Annotated in this window: 16 protein-coding genes and 1 pseudogene; 7 read left to right on the forward strand and 10 right to left on the reverse strand. The window is 71.2% G+C overall.

Features of this window, described 5'->3' with window-relative positions; genetic code table 11:
- Positions 1-51 precede the first annotated feature (51 nt).
- Positions 52-1,218: an N-acetylmuramoyl-L-alanine amidase gene (locus GA0070617_RS00595; RefSeq protein WP_091432457.1), complete on the forward strand. Its 1,167-nt coding sequence runs from the start codon at positions 52-54 to the stop codon at positions 1,216-1,218.
- 123 nt (positions 1,219-1,341) lie between these two features.
- On the opposite strand, the gene GA0070617_RS00600 is transcribed toward GA0070617_RS00595, so the two are convergent.
- The gene (locus GA0070617_RS00600; protein WP_091432460.1) at positions 1,342-2,010 is read right to left on the reverse strand and encodes a GNAT family N-acetyltransferase; all 669 of its coding nucleotides are present in this window, start codon (positions 2,008-2,010) and stop codon (positions 1,342-1,344) included.
- Positions 2,011-2,317: 307 nt separating this feature from the next.
- Here GA0070617_RS00600 and GA0070617_RS00605 point away from each other — a divergent pair, with 307 nt between their 5' ends.
- On the forward strand, positions 2,318-3,631 hold the full coding sequence (locus GA0070617_RS00605; protein WP_091432463.1) for an aminotransferase-like domain-containing protein: 1,314 nt from the start codon (positions 2,318-2,320) through the stop codon (positions 3,629-3,631).
- Positions 3,632-3,639: 8 nt separating this feature from the next.
- Complete coding sequence (locus tag GA0070617_RS00610; RefSeq protein ID WP_229688276.1) at positions 3,640-4,653, forward strand: D-alanine--D-alanine ligase family protein; 1,014 nt, start codon at positions 3,640-3,642, stop codon at positions 4,651-4,653.
- Between the two features lie 261 nt (positions 4,654-4,914).
- Here the strand turns inward: GA0070617_RS00610 and GA0070617_RS00615 are convergent.
- The 9 genes and pseudogenes from GA0070617_RS00615 to rpmH form a co-directional block, all read right to left on the reverse strand.
- Positions 4,915-5,589, reverse strand: a pseudogene (locus tag GA0070617_RS00615) (hypothetical protein); the annotation flags it as partial.
- Positions 5,590-6,503: 914 nt separating this feature from the next.
- Entirely contained in the window at positions 6,504-7,583 is a 1,080-nt protein-coding gene (locus GA0070617_RS00620) for a ParB/RepB/Spo0J family partition protein (RefSeq protein WP_091432466.1), read from the reverse strand.
- Between the two features lie 41 nt (positions 7,584-7,624).
- Positions 7,625-8,830, reverse strand: a complete 1,206-nt coding sequence (locus tag GA0070617_RS00625) for a ParA family protein (protein WP_091432470.1) — start codon at positions 8,828-8,830, stop codon at positions 7,625-7,627.
- 245 nt (positions 8,831-9,075) lie between these two features.
- Positions 9,076-9,843 carry a 16S rRNA (guanine(527)-N(7))-methyltransferase RsmG gene (rsmG, locus tag GA0070617_RS00630; RefSeq protein ID WP_091445689.1) on the reverse strand — a complete coding sequence of 256 codons (768 nt, stop codon included), beginning with the start codon at positions 9,841-9,843 and terminating at the stop codon, positions 9,076-9,078.
- Positions 9,844-10,039: 196 nt separating this feature from the next.
- Positions 10,040-10,639: a Jag family protein gene (locus GA0070617_RS00635; RefSeq protein ID WP_091445691.1), complete on the reverse strand. Its 600-nt coding sequence runs from the start codon at positions 10,637-10,639 to the stop codon at positions 10,040-10,042.
- 215 nt (positions 10,640-10,854) lie between these two features.
- Positions 10,855-11,853, reverse strand: a complete 999-nt coding sequence (gene yidC / locus GA0070617_RS00640) for a membrane protein insertase YidC (protein ID WP_091432473.1) — start codon at positions 11,851-11,853, stop codon at positions 10,855-10,857.
- A 3-nt stretch (positions 11,854-11,856) separates the two neighbouring features.
- Positions 11,857-12,096, reverse strand: coding sequence for a membrane protein insertion efficiency factor YidD (gene yidD / locus GA0070617_RS00645; protein WP_217628897.1), 240 nt, complete (start codon positions 12,094-12,096; stop codon positions 11,857-11,859).
- Positions 12,097-12,140: 44 nt separating this feature from the next.
- Positions 12,141-12,536 (reverse strand): ribonuclease P protein component, encoded by a 396-nt coding sequence (rnpA, locus tag GA0070617_RS00650; protein WP_091432479.1) that lies wholly within the window; start codon positions 12,534-12,536, stop codon positions 12,141-12,143.
- 30 nt (positions 12,537-12,566) lie between these two features.
- Complete coding sequence (gene rpmH / locus GA0070617_RS00655; protein WP_067300964.1) at positions 12,567-12,704, reverse strand: 50S ribosomal protein L34; 138 nt, start codon at positions 12,702-12,704, stop codon at positions 12,567-12,569.
- Between the two features lie 645 nt (positions 12,705-13,349).
- Here rpmH and dnaA point away from each other — a divergent pair.
- From dnaA to recF, 4 genes are all read left to right on the forward strand, one after another.
- Positions 13,350-15,563 (forward strand): chromosomal replication initiator protein DnaA, encoded by a 2,214-nt coding sequence (dnaA, locus tag GA0070617_RS31170; RefSeq protein WP_091432482.1) that lies wholly within the window; start codon positions 13,350-13,352, stop codon positions 15,561-15,563.
- A gap of 855 nt (positions 15,564-16,418) precedes the next feature.
- Positions 16,419-17,552, forward strand: coding sequence for a DNA polymerase III subunit beta (dnaN, locus tag GA0070617_RS00665; RefSeq protein ID WP_091432486.1), 1,134 nt, complete (start codon positions 16,419-16,421; stop codon positions 17,550-17,552).
- Between the two features lie 80 nt (positions 17,553-17,632).
- Positions 17,633-18,505: a phosphogluconate dehydrogenase (NAD(+)-dependent, decarboxylating) gene (gene gnd, locus GA0070617_RS00670; protein WP_091432490.1), complete on the forward strand. Its 873-nt coding sequence runs from the start codon at positions 17,633-17,635 to the stop codon at positions 18,503-18,505.
- A gap of 15 nt (positions 18,506-18,520) precedes the next feature.
- On the forward strand, positions 18,521-19,654 hold the full coding sequence (gene recF, locus GA0070617_RS00675) for a DNA replication/repair protein RecF (RefSeq protein ID WP_091432493.1): 1,134 nt from the start codon (positions 18,521-18,523) through the stop codon (positions 19,652-19,654).
- Position 19,655: the final 1 nt, after the last annotated feature.

Consider the following 19,655-nt stretch of genomic DNA (forward strand, 5'->3'; position numbering starts at 1 on the left):
GTCGTTCGGCAGCGGTCAGGCTGGTCAGCATCCGCACAGAGGGGGTCGTGCGTGCGTCCGATCCGACCCGGTGACCGGGGAGCCGCGGTGCGGGAGATCCGGTCCGTGCTGACCGGGCTCGACCTGCTCGCCCCCTCCGACGGGCGCAACTGCGACGAGTTCGACCTCGACACCGAGCGCGCGGTGCGGGCCTTCCAGCAGTCCCGGGGGCTCAGCGTCGACGGGCGGATCGGCGAGGAGACCTGGCGGGCGTTGGACGCGGCGCGCTGGCGACTCGGTGCCCGTACCCTCTATCACGCCGTTCCCGAGCCGTTGACCGGCGAGGACGTCCGCTCCCTGCAGGAGCGTCTGCTGGAGATGGGTTACGACGCGGGCCGCGCGGACGCCATCTACGGGCTGCGCACCGCCCGCGCGGTGGCCCAGTTCCAGCGCGAGGTGGGGCTGAAACCGGACGGATCGTGCGGGCCGCACACCATGGGCGCGCTGCGCAGACTGGGCCGCAAGGTGGTCGGTGGTCGGCCGCAGTGGTTGCGCGAGTCCGACGCCATCCGGCAGTCCGGTCCCACCCTGGTCGGCCGGACCGTCGTCATCGACCCGGGGCACGGCGGTACGGACCCCGGCGTGGTGGTGCCGGACGGCCCGTTGCGCTGGACCGAGGCCGACCTCGTGCACGATCTCGCCAGCCGGCTGGAGGGCCGGCTCGCCGCCTCCGGGGTACGGGTGCAGCTGACCCGGGGGCCGGCTCCGCTGGCCTGCCTGCCGGACACCGACCGGGTGCAACTGGCCAACTCCCTCGGTGCGGACGTCTTCATCTCGTTGCACACCGACCGGCACGTCAACCCGGTGGCCGAGGGGGTGGCCACCTACCACTACGGCACCGACAACGGCGTGACCTCGGCGACCGGGGAACGCCTCGCCGGCCTGGTGCAGCGGGAGATCGTGGCCCGTACCGGTCTGCGGGACTGCCGGACCCACGCCAAGGCCTGGGACCTGCTGCGGTTGACCCGGATGCCGGCGGTACGCGTCGAGGTCGGCTACCTGACCTCCCCGACCGACCGGAGCCGACTGGTCGACAGCCGCTTCCGGGACCGGGTCGCCGAGGCGATCGTGGCCGCCGTACAGCGGATGTACCTGCCGATCGAACGGGACGTACCGACCGGCTCGATCGACGTCAGCGAGCTGCGCGCGGTCATCGCCGCCGGTACGGCGGCGCGCTGAGCAGAGCCGCCGGTGCCGCAGCGCGCTGAGCAGAGCCGCCGGGGCTGTAGCGCGGTGAGCAGAGCCGCCGGGGCTGTAGCGCGGGACCCGGCCGCCGGCAGGGGTCGACTTGCGCGGGGGCGCTCAGTTCGGGGTGGAGCGGGTGGCCGGCGCCGGACGTACCGGGCGCAGGAGCGTCTCCGGGCTCATCGAGCCGAGCAGTTTCTCCAGCGCGTACTCGACGTCGGACTTCCAGCTCAGCGCGGTGCGCAACTCCAGCCGCAGGCGCGGATAGCGCGGGTGCGGCCGGACCGTCTTGAAGCCCACCGAGAGGAAGAAGTCCGCCGGAGCCAGGCAGCCACCGCCCCGGTCGCCGTCGTCGTCACCGAACTTCGCGTCACCGAACGCCTCGATGGCCTTGATCCCCCGCTTGGTCAGGTCACGGGCGACGCCCTGCACCAGCATCCGGCCCAGCCCGCCGCCGGCGAAGGCGGCCACCACGTGCGCGGTCATCAGCAACGCCGCGTCGGCCGAGACCGGGGAGGTGGGGAACGCCATCGACCGCGGCACGTAGGCCGGGGGCGCGTACATCACGAAACCGGCGGGCATCCCGTCGACGTAGACGAGCTTTCCGCAGGAGCCCCACTCCAGCAGGGTCTGCGAGACCCAGGCCTCCTTCTCCAGCCCCGGGTCACCGGCCGCGCGGGCCCGATCGGCGGAAACCGGGTCGAGCTCCCAGTGGACGCACTGCCGGCACGGCGTGGGCAGGTCCTCCAGGGTGTCGAGGGTCAAGCTGACCAGACGTCGCGACATTGACGTATCCCCACAATAGGCTCGGAGAGGAGGCTCCGGCCCCGGCATCCGCGTGCGGATGCCAATCACGCAACGTTGCCGCCGCTGTCGGGGCCCCGACAGGCGATGGTACGCCGTCGACGGACGGTACGGGAGGGGACGCGCGAAGCTGGGAGCCCGGTCCGGGATGTGGGCGGACTACCGGTCCTACCACATCCTCGGCCGGCTGGGGACTACGATCGACCAACCGGTGTCCGTGCCGCCATGGTCGCCGGTCGGCGGGGTATCCCAGAGCGGGAGCTACCCGAGACGCGATCGAGGTGATGTCATGACCGGCACGACGCTCGACGACTACACCGACCGGTACGCCCGGCGGGTCCGGGGCATGACCGCCTCGGAGATCCGGGCACTCTTCGCGGTGGCCAGCCGGCCCGAGGTGGTTTCCCTGGCCGGCGGCGCCCCCTACATCGCCGCGCTGCCGTTGGACGCGGTCGGCGAGATGCTCGGCAAGCTCGGCTCGGAACACGGCACCACCACCCTGCAGTACGGCATCGGCCAGGGCACCCTGGAGCTGCGGGAGCGGATCTGCGAGGTGATGTCGCTCTCCGGCATCGACGCCGCCTGTGGCGCCTCCCCGGACGACGTGGTGGTGACCGTCGGCGGGCAACAGGCCCTCGACCTGGTGGCCCGGCTCTTCCTCGACCCGGGTGACGTGGTGCTCGCCGAGGGGCCGACCTACGTCGGCGCACTCGGGGTGTTCCAGGCTGCCCAGGCCCAGGTGGTGCACGTGCCGATGGACGGCGACGGGCTGGTCCCGGAGGCGCTGGAGGCGGCCATCGCCGAGCTGGCCCGCGCCGGCCGGCGGGTCAAGTTCCTCTACACCATCCCGACGTACCAGAACCCGGCCGGCGTGACGCTCAGCGACGAGCGCCGGGAACGGGTGCTCGACATCTGTGAGCGGGCCGGGCTGCTGGTGGTGGAGGACGACCCGTACGGGCAGCTGGGTTTCGAGGGGGACGCGCCGCGGCCGTTGCGGGCCCGCCGCCGCGAGGGGGTCTTCTACCTCAGCACCTTCTCCAAGACCTTCGCCCCGGGTCTGCGGGTGGGCTGGATCCTGGCCCCGCACGCGGTGCGGGACAAGCTGGTGATCGCCAGCGAGGCGCAGATCCTCTGCCCCAGTGGGTACGCGCAGGCGGCGGTGACCACCTACCTGGCCACGATGCCCTGGCGGGAACAGCTCAAGGTCTACCGGGAGGTCTACCGGGAGCGGCGGGACGCCCTGCTGACCTCGCTGGCCGACCTGATGCCGGCGGGCACGACCTGGACCCGACCGGCTGGTGGGCTCTTCGTCTGGGCGACCCTGCCGGAGGGGCTCGACGCCAAGGCCATGATGCCCCGGGCCATCGCCGCGCGGGTGGCCTACGTGCCGGGCACCGGTTTCTACGCCGACGGCAGCGGCACCGGCAACATGCGGCTCAACTTCTCCTTCCCGTCGCCGGAACGGATCCGGGAGGGGGTCCGCCGGCTCGCCTCGGTGATGGAGCAGGACATCGCGATGCGCCGGGTCTTCGGCACGGTCGGCGACGCCGGTCCGCGCCGGAGGCAGGCCGGCGCGGACACCCCCGGCCCCGACTTGGCATGATTCCCGGCATGGGTGCCACCTCTGCCGAACGGTCCGCTGCGACCGCCGCCACCACCGCCTTGACCGAGCGCACCGCCGCCGACCTGCACGTGCTGGTCCTGGCCGGTGGCCTCTCCTACGAACGCGACGTGTCGCTGCGCTCCGGCCGCCGGGTCCTCGACGCGCTGCGGGCGGTAGGCGTGCAGGCCGAGCTGCGGGACGCCGACGTCGCGCTGCTGCCGGCGTTGACCGCCGACCCGCCCGACGCGGTGGTCATCGCGCTACACGGGGCCACCGGTGAGGACGGCTCACTACGGGGCGTCCTCGACCTCTGCGGCATCCCGTACGTCGGTTGTGACGCCCGCGCGGCCCGACTGGCCTGGGACAAGCCGTCGGCCAAGGCGGTGCTGCGCGAGGCCGGCATCCCCACCCCGGACTGGGTGGCGCTGCCCCACGACCGCTTCTCCGAGCTGGGCGCGGTGGCGGTGCTGGACCGGATCGTCGACCGGCTGGGGCTGCCGCTGATGGTGAAGCCCGCCCAGGGCGGTTCCGGGTTGGGCGCCGCAGTGGTCCGGGATTCCGCGTCGCTGCCCGCCGCGATGGTCGGTTGCTTCGCGTACGACTCCACGGCCCTGGTCGAGCGGTACGTCGCCGGGATGGACGTGGCGGTCTCCGTGGTCGACCTGGGTGACGGCCCGCAGGCGCTGCCGCCGGTGGAGATCGTGCCCCGCAACGGGGTGTACGACTACGCCGCCCGGTACACCGCCGGTCGGACCACCTGGCACGCGCCGGCCCGCCTCGACCCGGAGGTGGCCCGTACCGTCGCCGACGTGGCGCTGGCCGCCCACAACGCACTCGGTCTGCGCGACCTCTCCCGGGTCGATCTGATCGTCGACGCCAAGGGCCAACCCCACCTGCTCGAGGTCAACGTCTCCCCGGGGATGACCGAGACGTCGCTGCTGCCCCTGGCGGTCCAGGCCGGCGGCCTGGACTTCGGTCGGGTGCTCGGTTCCCTGGTGACCCGGGCCGCCAACCGCACCTGACGCACCGCACCCGTTCGGCCCACCGCACCGCCTGACCCGGCGCTCGCCTGCCGTCCGGGCCCGACCGCTGCGCTCGCTGACATCTTCACCGCTTCTTGGCTCTGGTGGCTTCCCGACGGTGGGAAGCCACCAGAGCCCGTTTTCGGCCTCCGCGCAGCGGTTCCGCTCTCCCGCAGCGGTCGTGTTCTCCGCCGCGGCAGTCCGCTCTCCCCACTGGTTCCGTCTCTTCCCGCCGGGGCGAGGCATGCGCGGAGCGGGTCAGGGTTGTTCCTCCGCCGCCTCGATGACCGAGGTGGCTTCCTCCTCGGCCCCGCTCGGGCCGGGGGAGGAGGACTGCGCGGCCAGACTCGACGGCGCCTGCCACTGGATGCGCGGGGGTTCGGCCAGCGGCCGGCCACCGAACTCGGCCAGCCAGGCGGCGATCATCGCGAGGTTCTCCCGCCACTGCTCCTCCGAGATGGGCGGGAGGATCGAGTCCCACAGCGAGAGGAACGTCCCGCGCAGCTGCAGCCGCCCGTACGGCCGGGCCAGGAACCACATGTGGAAGTGCTCCGAGCCGTCCCCCCACCGGTTCACGTGAACTCGGGCCACACCGTCGAGGGACCGGATGGCGCGTTCCAGCCGTACCGTCATCACGCCCAGCTCGGCGGCGAGCAGGCTGGGCAGATCCCCCAGGTCGAAGTGGGACCGGGATTCCAGGATGAGGACCATGGGCAGGCCGGTGGGCCGGTCCATGGCCCGCACCCGCCACCGTTCACCCACCCAGATGTACGCGTCGTCAGGTGCGCTGCAGGCGGTGCACTCGCGGTCGCCCTCGCCCTTACGGGGAGGCTCCTCCGAGACTGGTTCGTCGAGCTGCTTGACCCGCAGTTCCCCCTCGAAGGGGAACGACGGCCACTGGGTGAAGTCCGGGACTGAGGGCGGGGTGTCGTGCACGAAGCTGACCCTAACCGAGTCCGCCGTCGCTGTCCCTCCCCGGATCTACCCCAAGCTGCGGGGCCCGCCTCGGCAGACAACCCGCCCGTCGACCGGATATCCCCAGGGTTGTCCACAGGTTGCTGATGCCCCACCACACCCCGTCATCCACAGGTTGGCACCCCGATTGACGCGGGGTTTCACGTGAAACAGGGATGCCTGTGGAAAACCCCTGTGGATAACTTTCAGGGTTCACGTGACTCCGACTCCCGGAACGAGCGGCGCTCGACTCACCCTCGTTCCTCTACCCGGCCCGATGGCCGACGCGGGCCCGACGGCCGACGCGAGCCCGACGGCCGAAGGAGTGGCGGATCGGGCGGTACCGACTCACCCGGCTGCTGCGGGCCAGCGTCTCCGACCAGTCCTGGGTACGCCACGTCGTCGGGCAGACCGACCAGCGCCGGCGGGAGCAGACCGTCGCACGTCCGGCCGAAGCGCCTCCCAGGCCGGCGCACCATCCGGACCCGCACGGCCGGCCGGGTGGCGACGCCCGGGCAGGCCGGTACCGGTGACTCCGGGAGGCGGTGCGAGCAGGAGGAGTGCGAGCAGCGGGCGGCGCCTGACCGGGAGAGGGTGAACGAGGCGGGGACAGCTCGGCTCGTTTCACGTGAAACGCAGTGCACGCCGGTCGCCGGTTGCGGCCGACCGCCGCCGTTTCACGTGAAACAGCCCTTGCGTGGCCGGCCTTGGGCGACTGTTTCCCTTCCTGAACGACGGCTCCCGGCCAGGGTTCCGCCCGCCGAGGCGGCGCGACCACGACCATGACCCGGCCGATGCAGCGCGGCGCCAGCCTGACTTCCGACCCCGGCCAGAAAAGCGGGGTGGGTGAAGACTCCGGTCAGAGAGTCCTCACCCACCCCGGGGGGCGGCGGAGATCAGTCCGCTGACTCCTGCTGCTCGACGCCGATGATGCCGACGATCCGTTCCAGGTCGTCGACGGTGGCGAACTCGATCGTGATCTTGCCCTTGCTCCGGCCGATGTCCACCTTTACCCGGGTGTCGAACCGGTCCGAGAGCCGGTCGGCCAGATCCGTCAGGGCGGGCGCGTGTGGCTTGGTGCGCCGCTTCGGTGCCGCGTTCGTTGCCGAGCCGTCACTGAGGGCCAGGGCGACGATCTCCTCGGTCGCCCGTACCGACAGGCCTTCGGCCACGATCCGCAGCGCCAACTGCTCCTGCGCCTCGGGCTCGTCCAGGCTGAGCAGGGCCCGGGCGTGCCCCGCCGAGAGCACTCCGGCCGCGACCCGGCGCTGGACCTGGGCGGGCAGGTTGAGCAATCGGATGGTGTTGGAGATCTGCGGCCGGCTCCGGCCGATCCGCCGGGCCAGCTCCTCGTGCGTGGCACCGAACTCGTCCAGCAGTTGTTGGTAGGCGGCGGCCTCTTCGAGCGGGTTGAGGTTCGCCCGGTGGATATTCTCCAGGAGCGCGTCCCGGAGCATGGCGTCGTCGCGGGTGTCCCGGACGATCGCCGGAATCGTCTCCCGGCCGACCTCCTGGGCTGCCCGCCAGCGCCGCTCGCCCATGACGATCTCGTACTTCTCGTCGTCGAGCTGGCGTACCACGATCGGCTGGAGGAAGCCGACCTCCTCGATCGAGGTCTTCAACTCCTCCAGCGCTTCCTCGTCGAAGACCTGACGGGGCTGCTTGGGGTTCGGCACGATCGAGTCGACCGGGATCTCGGCGAACCGGGCGCCCGGCACCGGGCTCAGTACGGGCTCGATCTCGACCGGCGCGGCCGCCTGCGGGTCTGCCACCGACGCGGGAACGGCCTCCGCGCTCACGACGACACCGTTTGTGGATTCCCGGGCGTCCCCGACCGGGTCACCGGAGTGGGAACCGGTCTCCACCGGCACGGCAGCAACGTGGGTCTCCGCGGGCACGACGGCGGGCTGCGCCGGCCCGGTGGGAATGAGTGCTCCGAGCCCACGGCCCAATCCGCCACGAGGACGATTCTTCATGCGACGCCTCCCAGCGACTTGTCCGCACTACACATTCCGGCTCACCGGTTCTCCTTGGCCCCACGCTCTGCGATCTCCTGAGCGGCCTCGAAGTAACTCGTTGCCCCTCGTGATCCGGGATCGTAGGTCATGACCGACTGGCCGTAGCTGGGTGCCTCGGAGACGCGGACGTTGCGGGGGATGACAGCCTGGAGCACCTTGTCACCGAAGTGGTTGCGCACGTCCTGCTCCACCGCGTCGGCCAGTCGGGTACGCCGGTCGTACATGGTGAGCAGGATGGTGGAGACGTCGAGGTTCGGGTTGAGGTGCTGCCGTACCAGGTTGATGTTGTTGATCAACTGGTTGAGGCCCTCCAGGGCGTAGTACTCGCACTGGATCGGGATCAGTACCTCCTGGGCGGCCACCAGGGCGTTCACCGTGAGCAGGCCGAGCGACGGCGGGCAGTCGATGAAGACGTAGTCGAAGTGGCCCGGGTAGGCGGCGATGGCCCGGACCAGTCGGGACTCCCGGGCGACCACTGACACCAGCTCGATCTCGGCACCGGCCAGATCTATGGTCGCCGGTACACACCACAGGTTGGGGATGCCCTCCACCCCCTGGGCCACGTCGGCCAGCGGCACACTGTCGATCAGGCAGTCGTAGACGTCCGGAACGCCGGTATGGTGCGGCACGTTGAGCCCGGTCGACGCGTTGCCCTGCGGGTCCAGGTCGATAACCAGCACCCGGTTGCCGTGCAGGGCGAGCGCCACCGCGAGGTTGACCGTGGTCGTGGTCTTACCCACGCCACCCTTCTGGTTCGCGACGCACATGACCCGGGTCCGTTCCGGACGAGGCATCGTCACCTCGCCACTCGGATTAAGGATCTGCACGGCGCGCATCGCCTCCATAGCCAACGGTGGATCATCCTCTTCGCGCGTCGGGGTTTCACGTGAAACGTACGCGGTCGCGGCGACTTCCGTCGCCCCGTACGCCTCCGCTGAGGTCACTGTCGGGTCGGCCGCGGAGTGTGCGGAAACGGCGCCGGCCGGAGCCGGTTCGGCGTCGGTCAGGTCCGCGTCGACCGGCTCCCTCCCTACCGTCGGCGGGTCACGCCGTACCACGGCTTCGCAGTCCGGCGCGGTGGAGCCGTAGGGGCCGTCCGGCCAGTTCGGGTGGCCGGTTTCACGTGAAACGTCGTCCACTGCGGAGCGACGTCGCCCGGAACCGGTCACGTCTGGATCGTCGTCGTACCTGTCGTCGTCATGCACCTGTCATCCCTGCCCGCTTCGGATGGTCGGTCCGCACCCCGTCAACTGGGCACATCCGCGCTCGCGGTAGAACGCGCGGCCCGGCGGGAGCGGCCGTGGTCCGAGGCACCAACACCGCCCGCTCCACACTATCGACGCGCGGTCAGCCTACGGCGGACGGGCGCAGCGGGTCCACGTCGGGTTTCCCGAGTCCGCTCACCCTGGTTCAACGACGGCGCGGCGAGCCGGAAAGGGCAGCATCCGGATCAGTGTCCCCGGGGTCGCCCACCACGACGCCCGGCCCGCGCCCGCTTGGCCGGGGCCTGGCCGCGTACCTGCTCCCGCACGACCTCCACCACGGTCGTCGGTGGCTCGATCAGGCCGACTCCGCACTGGTGCACGGTGGGCTCACCGCCACCGAGACGCTTGACCGTGCTCAGGTGTTCGGCGATCTCGGCGGCGGCCGAGGAACCCTTCAACGCCAGTAGCCGCCCACCGCGCCTCGCCAGTGGCAGGCACCAGGTGGCCAGCCGGTCCAACGGGGCCACCGCCCGCGCGGTCACCACGTCACCGCTGAACGGCCCGGTTCCGGTACTACCCGTCGCCGCCTCATCCGCCCGGCCGCGGAACACCCGGACCCGTCCGGCCAGGCCCAGCTGCTGCACGACCTCGATCAGGAAGACGGTACGCCGGGCGAGCGGTTCGACCAGGGTCACCGTCAGGTCCGGGCGGGCGATCGCCAACGCCAGACCGGGCAGCCCGGCACCGGACCCGACGTCGATCACCACCGCGTCCGGCGGGATCCGCTCGGCCACGACCGCACAGTTGAGCAGGTGCCGCTCCCAGATCCGGGGCGCTTCCCGGGGACCGATCAGGCCCCGGACCACCCCGTCGGTGACAAGCAGTTCCGCGTACGCGGCAGCCAGGTCCAGTCGGTCACCGAAGATCTTCGCCGCGGCTTCGGCCAACTCCGGCGGCAACACCGCCTCGGCAGCCGTCGGCCCACCGCTTTCCGCCCCGGTGCCGTCCGACACAACGCTGTCCGAGGCGGGGCGGTCCGACGCAACGCTCTCCGACGGGAGGGCGACCGATCCGGCGTCGTCCGGTGCCACGTTGGTAGCCGGCCCGGTGCTGCTCGGCGGGTCGGGGAGGTCGACATGCCGCGGCCCGGGCGGCGTACCACCCGGGCCGGACACGGCAGCAGCCGTACTGTCGTCGCTGGTCACGCGGTCAGTCCGCCGGCCGTACGACGATGCGCCGGTTCGGCTCGACGCCCTCGGACTCGCTCTGCACGCCGGTGGCCGCGTTCACCACGTCGTGCACGCACTTGCGCTCGAAGGCGGACATCGGCTCCAGCCGGACCGCCTCGCCGTACTCCTTGACCTTCTCGACGGCGTTCTTCGCCACCGCGGCCAGCTCCTTGCGCCGGTTCGCGCGGTACCCGCCGACGTCGAGCAGCAGCCGGCTGGGCGTACCGGTCTGCCGGAACACGGCCAGCCGGGCCAGTTCCTGCAGCGCCTCCAGGGTGGCCCCGCGCTGTCCGACCAGGCTCTGCAGCCGGCCGCCGACCACCTCCACCATCGGCCGGCCACCGGAGACCAGCTCGTCGATGTCGCCGTCGTAGTCCAGGATGTCGAGCAGGCCCTCGACGTAGTCGGCGGCGATCTCGCTCTGCCGGAACAGCTCGCTCTCCGCCGGGGCCTTCTTCTCCCGGGGCCCCGCCTCGGTCTCGGTGTCGGTCTCGTCGGGACCCTCGGCACCGTTCGCCACGATCGGCCCGGTCTCCGAGTCCGCGGACTGCTCGGTGCGGGGGATGCTGGTGTCGGTCACGGTTTCATCTCCGTACTCGCTCGGCCGGACCTTGGGTCCGTTGATCTCCCGCAGGGCCGTCGGCGGGAGGTCGCCGATGCCCACGGGCACGTCTGTCCGGGCGGTCTCGCCCGTGACCGCGCGGCGCGCGGTGGTCCGACCGGCGCCTGCCGTACGGCGGCTGCTCGGGTCGGTGCCGGCCGCCGCCGGAGTGGTCCCGGCGGCGGCCGAGTGGTCTACCCCTGTCGCTTGCTGGGGCGGGGCTTCTTGGCGTTGGTCGGCTTGGCACCCGGCTTCGGACCGGCGACCTTGGGGGCGGCCGGCTTGGCCGGCGGCGGGGGTGGCGTCTTCTTCCGGCCGAGGAGCCCACCGGTGGTCTTCGCCGCCGGCTGGACCGGGTTACGGGTGGTCGCGCCCGGCTTCGCCGTGTTGGCCGTCGGCGGCGGGGGGAACTTGCGCAGGACCCACTGCTGCTGGCCGAGGGTGAAGAGGTTGTTGGTCACCCAGTAGATGATCACGCCGATCGGGAAGATCGCCCCCGAGATCAGCAGCGAGGCGGGGATGCCGTAGAGCATCAGCCGCTGGATCATCCGCTGCTGCGGGTCCTCGGCCCAGCCGGTCTTGAGGATCATCTGGCGGCTGGTCAGGTAGGTGGTGCCCATCATGACCAGGACCAGGATGCCGGCGATCACCTTGACGGTGGTGCCGTTGGCGTTGAGGCGGGACAGCTCCTCGGCGGTCGAGCCGAACTTGCCGGCGATCGGCGCGGTGAAGAGCGTCGCCTGGGAGGCGCTGTTGAACTGGTCGACCGTCCAGCCGTACAGCGTCTTGCCGGCCTCACCCTTGTCCGGGTTGAGTCGACGCAGCACGTGGAAGAGACCGAGGAAGACGGGGATCTGGAGGAACATCGGAAGGCAGCCCATCAACGGGTTGGCCTTTTCCTTCCGGTACAGCTCCATCATCTCTTTCTGGAGCGTCTCCCGGTCACCCTTGTGCTTCTCCTGCAGCTCCTTGACCTTGGGCTGGAGCGCCTGCATCGCCCGCTGCGACTTGATCTGCTTGACGAAGATCGGGAAGAGGATCACCCGTACGGTGACCACCAGGAAGATGATCGCCAGGATCCAGGCCCAGTTCGTGCCGATGACCTCGCCGACCGGTACCCCGATGGCGTCCCAGGCCGAGTGCCAGGCCAGCAGGATCCACGAGATCGCGTAGTAGATCCAGTCGAGACTCAATTCTCAGGCTCCAGTCACATCGGCACGGCGGCGGTCGCCCGGATCCGGAACCGGGTCGTGCCCACCTGGGTGAAAGGGGTGGCAGCGCGACAGGCGCCGGACCGTCAGCCAGGCTCCCCGCAGCGCGCCATGCCGGGCGAGCGCCTCGACGGCGTACGCGCTGCACGACGGGTAGAACCGACAACGAGCCGGCAACGCCGGGCTTACCCAACGACGGTACGCGACGATCGGCCCGGTCAGCACCCTGGCACCCGTCGAGGTGCGCCGCGGGGCCGCGGATTCGTCGCTCACCGGGACCGCCGCCCCCGCGCGGCACGTGCGGCGGCCAGGGCCGCGTCGAGGTCGGTGCCGAGCCGGGCGTACGACACCTCGGCGGCGGACGGCAGGGCACGCACCACGAGGGTGCTACCCGCCGGCAGCTCGGTCGTCCGCTCGCGGACCAGGTGTCGGAGTCGTCGGCGGACCCGGTTACGGACCACCGCCGGCCCGACGGCCTTGGACACCACGAAGCCGACGCGGGTCGGTGTCGAGGCTTGCTCGGCACCGCCGTCCCGCGCCGGCTTCGGCGAACTCGCGGGTGTGGTCAGGTGGACGACGACGGCACCGCGACCGGCCCGTCGGCCAGCGCGAACCGCTACGGCGAAGTCGGTGCTGCGCCGCAGTCGTTGTGCGGCCGCCAGCACGACTGCCCACGTCCCCCGGACCGGTCAGCCTCAGGCCGACAGGCGGGTGCGGCCCTTGGCCCGGCGGGTCGAGAGGATGGCGCGGCCGGCACGGGTACGCATGCGCAGCCGGAAGCCGTGGGTCTTGGCACGCCGGCGGTTGTTCGGCTGGTAGGTGCGCTTGCTCACGTCAGGCTCTCCGTTTTCGTACGCCCCGGGCGCGGGAGCGCCGGGATCGTGTGGTGGTCCAGGCCACCTCGTCCGGTGACCCCCTCCGATCGGTGCTCCCGTCCGACCGGTGCTGCCCAGCGTCGCGGAACCCTGGATGGTGCGGGGTAGCGACTGCGGGCAACAAGCACCCCACACCCTAGCAGAGGGCGTCAGAGCAGCCGCTCCAGCCTACGCAGCGGGGCAACCACCGTCAAACAAGATCGACTTCGGGGTCGGTCCGCTGACCGAGACCGATGCGGCGGTTTTCACGCATACCGACAACGACGACGGCACCCCGGCGGTTGAAGGCCTGTGGACAACGCTGTTAGCGTGCCCGTTTGCGGTCATCGTCGGAAGGTCCGGCTTGTCACCGAAAGGCAAGACCGGACAAGGTAGTGGATCGTTCGGCACGGTGGACCCGCTTTCCACCCCGTCAAGTCGAGGGGGCGGCCGGACCTGCCTCCGGCGGACAGCCCACAATCGGTCGGTACACAGGCTGTGGATAACTTGTGGACAACGGTCTGTGTAGTGAACGTTTCTCCTGCTCAGGAGGGGCGACGTCGACAGCGGTGAAGCTGGCGGCAGCATGGCGGTCGGGAGCAGAGGCGAGGGGGTGGCACGACGGTGGCCGGAACGACCGACCTTGCCGCGGTGTGGACGGCGACGACGGATGATCTCGCAGACGAGATCATTTCCGCGCAGCAACGCGCCTACCTGCGCCTCACCCGGCTGCGCGCCATCGTCGAGGACACCGTCCTGCTCTCGGTGCCGGACGCCTTCACCCGGGACGTCATCGAGTCCCGGCTCCGGCCGGCCATCACCGAGGCGCTCACCCGTCGACTCGGCCGCCCGGTCCAGGTGGCGGTCACCGTCCGGATCACCGACGACCCCTCCGCCGGCCGCCCGGCAGGCACCGTCTACCGCAGTGCCGACACCGGGGACTTCGACGCCGTACCCGACGACCACCGCTTCGCCGGTGCCGACCGGCCCGGTGGCGACCGGTTCGACGGTGGCGACCGGTTCGAGGACGCCGACGACCGACGGTCGATGAGCGTCCCGCCGCTCTTCCCGGACCTCGACCAGTCCCGCCAGGCCGGCCCGCACGATCGGAGCGATCCGCGCGATCAGGCCGGCCCGCACGATCGGAGCGATCCGCGCGATCAGGCCGGCCCGCACGATCGGGGGGGCCCGCACGGCCAGGGTGTCCCGCGCGGTGAAGCCGACCCCCGCGACCAGGGTAGCCGGTACGACCAGGGCGACGAGGACGACCGGAACCGCCAGCCCGCCCGGGACGGGGACAGCCGGTCCGACCAGCACAGCCGGTCCGACCAGCACAGCCGGCCGGACCGGCACCCGGACCAACGGACCGACCCGCACTCCGACCGGTACGACCGCCAACGGGAACACCGGGGAACGGCGCCGGAACACCCGTCCCGACCGGGAGAACCCTCGGACGACCAGCGCCCCGGTTCGATCCCGGCCAGCCGGGCCGGCCAGGAACCGCTCTTCGGCGCGGCCTTCGGTGAGTCCCTCCGGCGCGACCGGCCCGGCGGAGACCGGCCAGGTTTCGGCGAGCGCCCCGGCCACGACCCCTCCGCCGGTGGCCTGGCGTCGCCGGCCGGGCTGGCCTCCGCCGCCGGCATGCGCCCCTTCGAACCCCGGTACCGGCAGGACCCGGGCGGCGGCCGGGACCACCTGCGCGGCCTGCCCGGCGACGGGGCCACCGACAACGGCCCGGGACGCGGCGGCGCCGATCACCGACCGGGTGGTCGGGACGACCGTCGGCTCCCCGGCGGTACGGAGAGCAGCGGCAACCGACTCAACCCGAAGTACATGTTCGAGACCTTCGTGATCGGCTCCTCCAACCGGTTCGCGCACGCGGCGAGCGTGGCGGTCGCGGAGTCACCGGCCAAGGCGTACAACCCGCTGTTCATCTACGGCAGTTCCGGGCTGGGCAAGACCCACCTGCTGCACGCCATCGGGCACTACGCCACGACCCTGGGCAACGCCCGCTCGGTCCGGTACGTCTCGACCGAGGAGTTCACCAACGACTTCATCAACTCGTTGCGTGACGACAAGACCAGTGCCTTCCAGCGACGCTACCGCGACGTCGACATCCTCCTGATCGACGACATCCAGTTCCTGGAGAACCGGGAACGCACCCAGGAGGAGTTCTTCCACACCTTCAACACGCTGCACAACGCCAACAAGCAGATCGTCATCACCTCCGACCGGTCGCCGAAGCAGTTGGCCACCCTGGAGGACCGGCTGCGGACCCGCTTCGAGTGGGGGTTGCTCGCCGACATCCAGCCGCCGGACCTGGAGACCCGGATCGCGATCCTGCAGAAGAAGGCCGCCCAGGAGCGGCTCTATGCCCCGCCGGACGTGCTGGAGTTCATCGCCTCCCGGGTGTCGAACTCGATCCGGGAGCTGGAGGGCGCGCTGATCCGGGTGACCGCCTTCGCCAGCCTGACCCGGTCGACCGTCGAGTTGGCGCTGGCCGAGGAGGTCCTGCGCGACTTCATCCCGGACGGTGCCGGGCCGGAGATCACCGCCGACCAGATCATGGTCTCCACCGCCGACTACTTCGGGGTGAGCCTGGAGGACCTGCGCGGGCACAGCCGCTCCCGGGTCCTGGTCAACGCCCGCCAGGTGGCCATGTACCTGTGTCGGGAGCTGACCGACCTGTCGTTGCCCCGGATCGGGCAGGCGTTCGGCGGGCGGGACCACACCACGGTGATGCACGCCGACCGCAAGATCCGGCAGCAGATGGCCGAGCGACGCTCGCTCTACAACCAGATCGCCGAGCTGACCAACCGGATCAAGCAGACCACCTGACCCCGGGTACGCCGCCGACCGACCTGCCCAGGTCGCCACCGCCACCGCACCCGCACCCGCACCGCGACCCCACCGCACCGCGTCACGGCCTGTGACGGCCCCCACATTCGTTAGCCCGGCCACCCTTCGGCCGGGCTTTTTCGTGCCCCGGGGTTGCCCCTCGACCCGGTAGAGCCCGCAGGATCGGCCCATGCCCGTCCACAGCGTCCACAGGCTGTCCACAGCCAGTTATCCACAGTCAGTGGATAACCACGCTGCGCACCGCCTCGGTTACCCACAGGTTGTGGAAAAACCCTGGGGACATCCTGTGGATGGCTGTGGACGACTGTGGACAGCCAGCCCCCGTTGTCCACCGATCCGGACCGGGCTGTGCATAGCCTGTTGAAGGTTCTGGGGAAAACTCGGGTTCGGCCGGCACGCGTCATCCACAGGACTGGGGAGAAAGTCTGTGGATATCCGGTGGATAACCGGTGGACGACGGTGGATAACTTCGCCGTCCGGGCGCCCTGTGGACAACTACGCGAGTTTTACACCGGGTTCTCCACAGCTAACCCACCGGTGCACAAGCGTCCTGAGCTGGGAAAAGCCGAGTTTTCCACAGTTTGCACAGGTGCTACGAAGACGATGGGTTATCTCTTCTAAGAGAACAAAAACCAATCATCACCGTTGAGCTTCCTGTGGATCGCAGTCCGGAGCGGCCGAGCACCCTCGGCCGGCACCCCGCAGCAACCGGGGCCGGGCGCACCGCCGATGCCCCCGCGCCCTAAGGTTCGATGGGAACCCGCACGGTCAGGTGGGTCGGTAGGCAGCGGTCGGCATGAGAGAGTTGTCGTCGACGTCGACGCGGAGGCATTGATGAAGTTCCGAGTGGAGCGCGACGCGCTCGCCGAGGCTGTGGCGTGGACCGCGAAGAGCCTGCCCAGCCGGCCGTCCGTTCCGGTGCTCGCCGGCGTACTGCTGCGGGTCACCGACGGAAACCTGCAGGTTTCCGGCTTCGACTACGAGGTCTCCAGCCAGGTGGCCGTGGAGGTGCAGGGCGACGCCGACGGCGCCGCGCTGGTCTCCGGGCGGCTGCTGGCCGAGATCACCAAGGCGCTGCCCGCCAAACCGGTGGACATCGCCGCCGTCGGGGCCCACCTGGAGCTGGTCTGCGGCAGCGCCCGGTTCACCCTGCCCACCATGCCGGTGGAGGACTACCCCTCGCTGCCCGACATGCCGGAGAGCGCCGGCACCGTCGACGCCGCCGCGTTCGCCGCCGCCGTCGCCCAGGTGGCCATCGCCGCCGGCCGGGACGAGACCCTGCCGATGATGACCGGCGTCCGGCTCGAACTCTCCGGCAGCTCCATGGCGATGCTGGCCACCGACCGGTACCGGCTGGCCCTGCGCGAGATGGACTGGCAGCCGGACGACCCCGAGGTGAGCATCAACGCCCTGGTCCCGGCCCGCACCCTGAACGACACCGCCAAGGCGCTCGGCCCGCTCGGCGGCCAGGTGACCATGGCGCTCTCCCAGGGCGCCGCCGGCGAAGGCATGATCGGTTTCGTCGGTGGCACCCGACGCACCACCAGCCGCCTGCTCGACGGCGCCAACTACCCGCCGGTGCGTTCGCTCTTCCCGGCCAGCCACAACGCCGAGGCCCGGGTCTCGGTCAGCACCCTGATCGAGGTCGTCAAGCGGGTCGCGCTGGTCGCCGAGCGGACCACGCCGGTCCTGCTCGGCTTCAGCGCCGACGGGCTGGTGGTCGAGGCCGGCGGCACCGAGGAGGCTCGGGCCAGCGAGGCGATGGACGCCACCTTCACCGGTGACGAGCTGACCATCGGCTTCAATCCGCAGTACCTCATCGACGGCCTGGCCAACCTCGGCTCGCAGACCGCCGTGCTGCACTTCGTCGACGCCTTCAAGCCGGCGGTGATTTCCCCCGCAGACGAGGATGGCGAGGTCGTTCCCGGGTACCGCTACCTCATCATGCCGATCCGCGTCTCCCGCTGATCGCATGACGGCGCGGATCGGCATGACGACGCCGATCCCGTGACGACCCCGCGAACCCGACCCACCGGAGGTAGGAACCCATGCAGCTCGGCCTGGTAGGACTCGGCCGGATGGGCGGCAACATGCGCGAGCGGCTGCGGGCCGCCGGTCACGAGGTGGTCGGCTTCGACCGTGACCCGGCGCTGAGCGACGTCGCCAGCCTGACGGAGCTCGCCGAGAAGCTGCAGGCACCCCGCGCGGTCTGGGTCATGGTCCCCGCCGGGGTCACCGACGCCACCATCGACACCCTCGCCGAGTCGCTCGGCGACGGCGACATCGTCATCGACGGCGGCAACTCCCGGTTCAGCGACGACGCGCCCCGGGCCGAACGACTCGCCACCCGTGGCATCGGCTACCTCGACGTCGGGGTCTCCGGCGGCGTCTGGGGCCGGCAGAACGGCTACGGCCTGATGGTCGGCGGCAGCGACGAACACGTCGCCCGGCTGATGCCGATCTTCTCCGCGCTCAAGCCGGCCGGCGAGTTCGGCTTCGTGCACGCCGGGCCGGTCGGTGCCGGGCACTACGCCAAGATGGTGCACAACGGCATCGAGTACGGCCTGATGCACGCCTACGCCGAGGGCTACGAGCTGTTGACCGCCTCCGAGCTGGTCACCGACGTACCCGGGGTGGTCAAGGCCTGGCGGGACGGCACGGTGGTCCAGTCCTGGCTGCTCGACCTGCTCGACCGGGCCCTGGAAGCCGACCCGGAGCTGACCGAGCTGAGCGGCTGGACCGAGGACACCGGCGAGGGCCGGTGGACCGTCGACGAGGGCGTCCGGCTCGCGGTGCCGCTGCACGTCATCTCCGCCGCCCTCTTCGCCCGGTTCGCCTCCCGCCAGGACGACTCACCCGCCATGAAGGCCGTCTCCGCGCTGCGCCAGCAGTTCGGCGGACACGCCGTCCACAAGCGCTGAGCGGCCCCGCCGCCCGTGTACGTCCGCCGGCTCGAACTTGTCGACTTCCGCTCGTACGAGCGGGTCGCCGTCGACCTGGAGCCGGGTCCCAACGTCCTGGTCGGCGCGAACGGCGTCGGCAAGACCAACCTGGTCGAGGCGCTCGGATACGTGGCGACCCTGGGTTCCCACCGGGTCGCCACCGACGGGCCGCTGGTGCGGATGGGCGCGGCCGCCGCGGTGATCCGCTGCGCGGTGACCCACGAGGGCCGGGAACTCCTCGTCGAGCTGGAGATCGTGCCGGGCAAGGCCAACCGGGCCCGGTTGGGACGCTCGCCGGCCCGCCGGGCCCGCGACGTGATCGGCGCCCTGCGGCTGGTCCTCTTCGCCCCGGAGGACCTGGAACTCGTCCGTGGTGATCCGGCCGAACGCCGCCGCTACCTCGACGACCTGCTGGTGCTGCGCCAGCCCCGCTACGCCGGGGTACGCGCCGACTACGAGCGCGTCGTCAAGCAGCGCAACGCCCTGCTGCGTACCGCGTACCTGGCCCGTAAGACCGGCGGTACCCGGGGCGGTGACCTCTCCACCCTCGCGGTCTGGGACGCCCACCTCGCCCGGCACGGCGCGGAACTGCTCGCCGGGCGACTCGACCTGGTCGCCGCCCTGACCCCGCACGTGACGAAGGCGTACGACGCGGTGGCGGCCGGACGGGGAGCCGCCGGCATCACCTACCGCCCCTCGGTCGAGCTGGCCGACCCCACCGCCGACCGGGCCACCCTGGCCGAGGTGCTGACCGCGGCGCTCGCCGAGTCCCGCACCGCCGAGATCGAGCGGGGCACCACCCTGGTCGGCCCGCACCGCGACGACCTCGCCCTCACCCTCGGCCCACTCCCCGCCAAGGGGTACGCCAGCCACGGCGAGTCCTGGTCGTACGCGCTCGCCCTGCGACTGGCCGGCTACGACCTGCTGCGGGCCGACGGCATCGAGCCGGTGCTGGTCCTCGACGACGTCTTCGCCGAACTCGACACCGGACGCCGGGAACGCCTGGCCGAACTGGTCGGCGGGGCCAGCCAGCTCCTGGTCACCTGCGCGGTCGACGACGACGTGCCGGCGGCCCTGCGCGGCACCCGGTACCGGGTCGACGAGGGGACGGTGCGCCGTGTCGGATGAC

This window comes from Micromonospora yangpuensis (assembly GCF_900091615.1).
Taxonomy (GTDB): Bacteria; Actinomycetota; Actinomycetes; order Mycobacteriales; family Micromonosporaceae; genus Micromonospora; species Micromonospora yangpuensis.

Coding starts and splice junctions, on each gene's coding strand:
- GA0070617_RS00600 (WP_091432460.1), bottom strand. CDS start 2,010: ATGTCGCGACGTCTGGTCAGCTTGACCCTCGACACCCTGGAGGACCTG.
- dnaN (WP_091432486.1), top strand. CDS start 16,419: ATGAAGTTCCGAGTGGAGCGCGACGCGCTCGCCGAGGCTGTGGCGTGG.
- gnd (WP_091432490.1), top strand. CDS start 17,633: ATGCAGCTCGGCCTGGTAGGACTCGGCCGGATGGGCGGCAACATGCGC.
- GA0070617_RS00620 (WP_091432466.1), bottom strand. CDS start 7,583: ATGAAGAATCGTCCTCGTGGCGGATTGGGCCGTGGGCTCGGAGCACTC.
- GA0070617_RS00605 (WP_091432463.1), top strand. CDS start 2,318: ATGACCGGCACGACGCTCGACGACTACACCGACCGGTACGCCCGGCGG.
- GA0070617_RS00610 (WP_229688276.1), top strand. CDS start 3,640: ATGGGTGCCACCTCTGCCGAACGGTCCGCTGCGACCGCCGCCACCACC.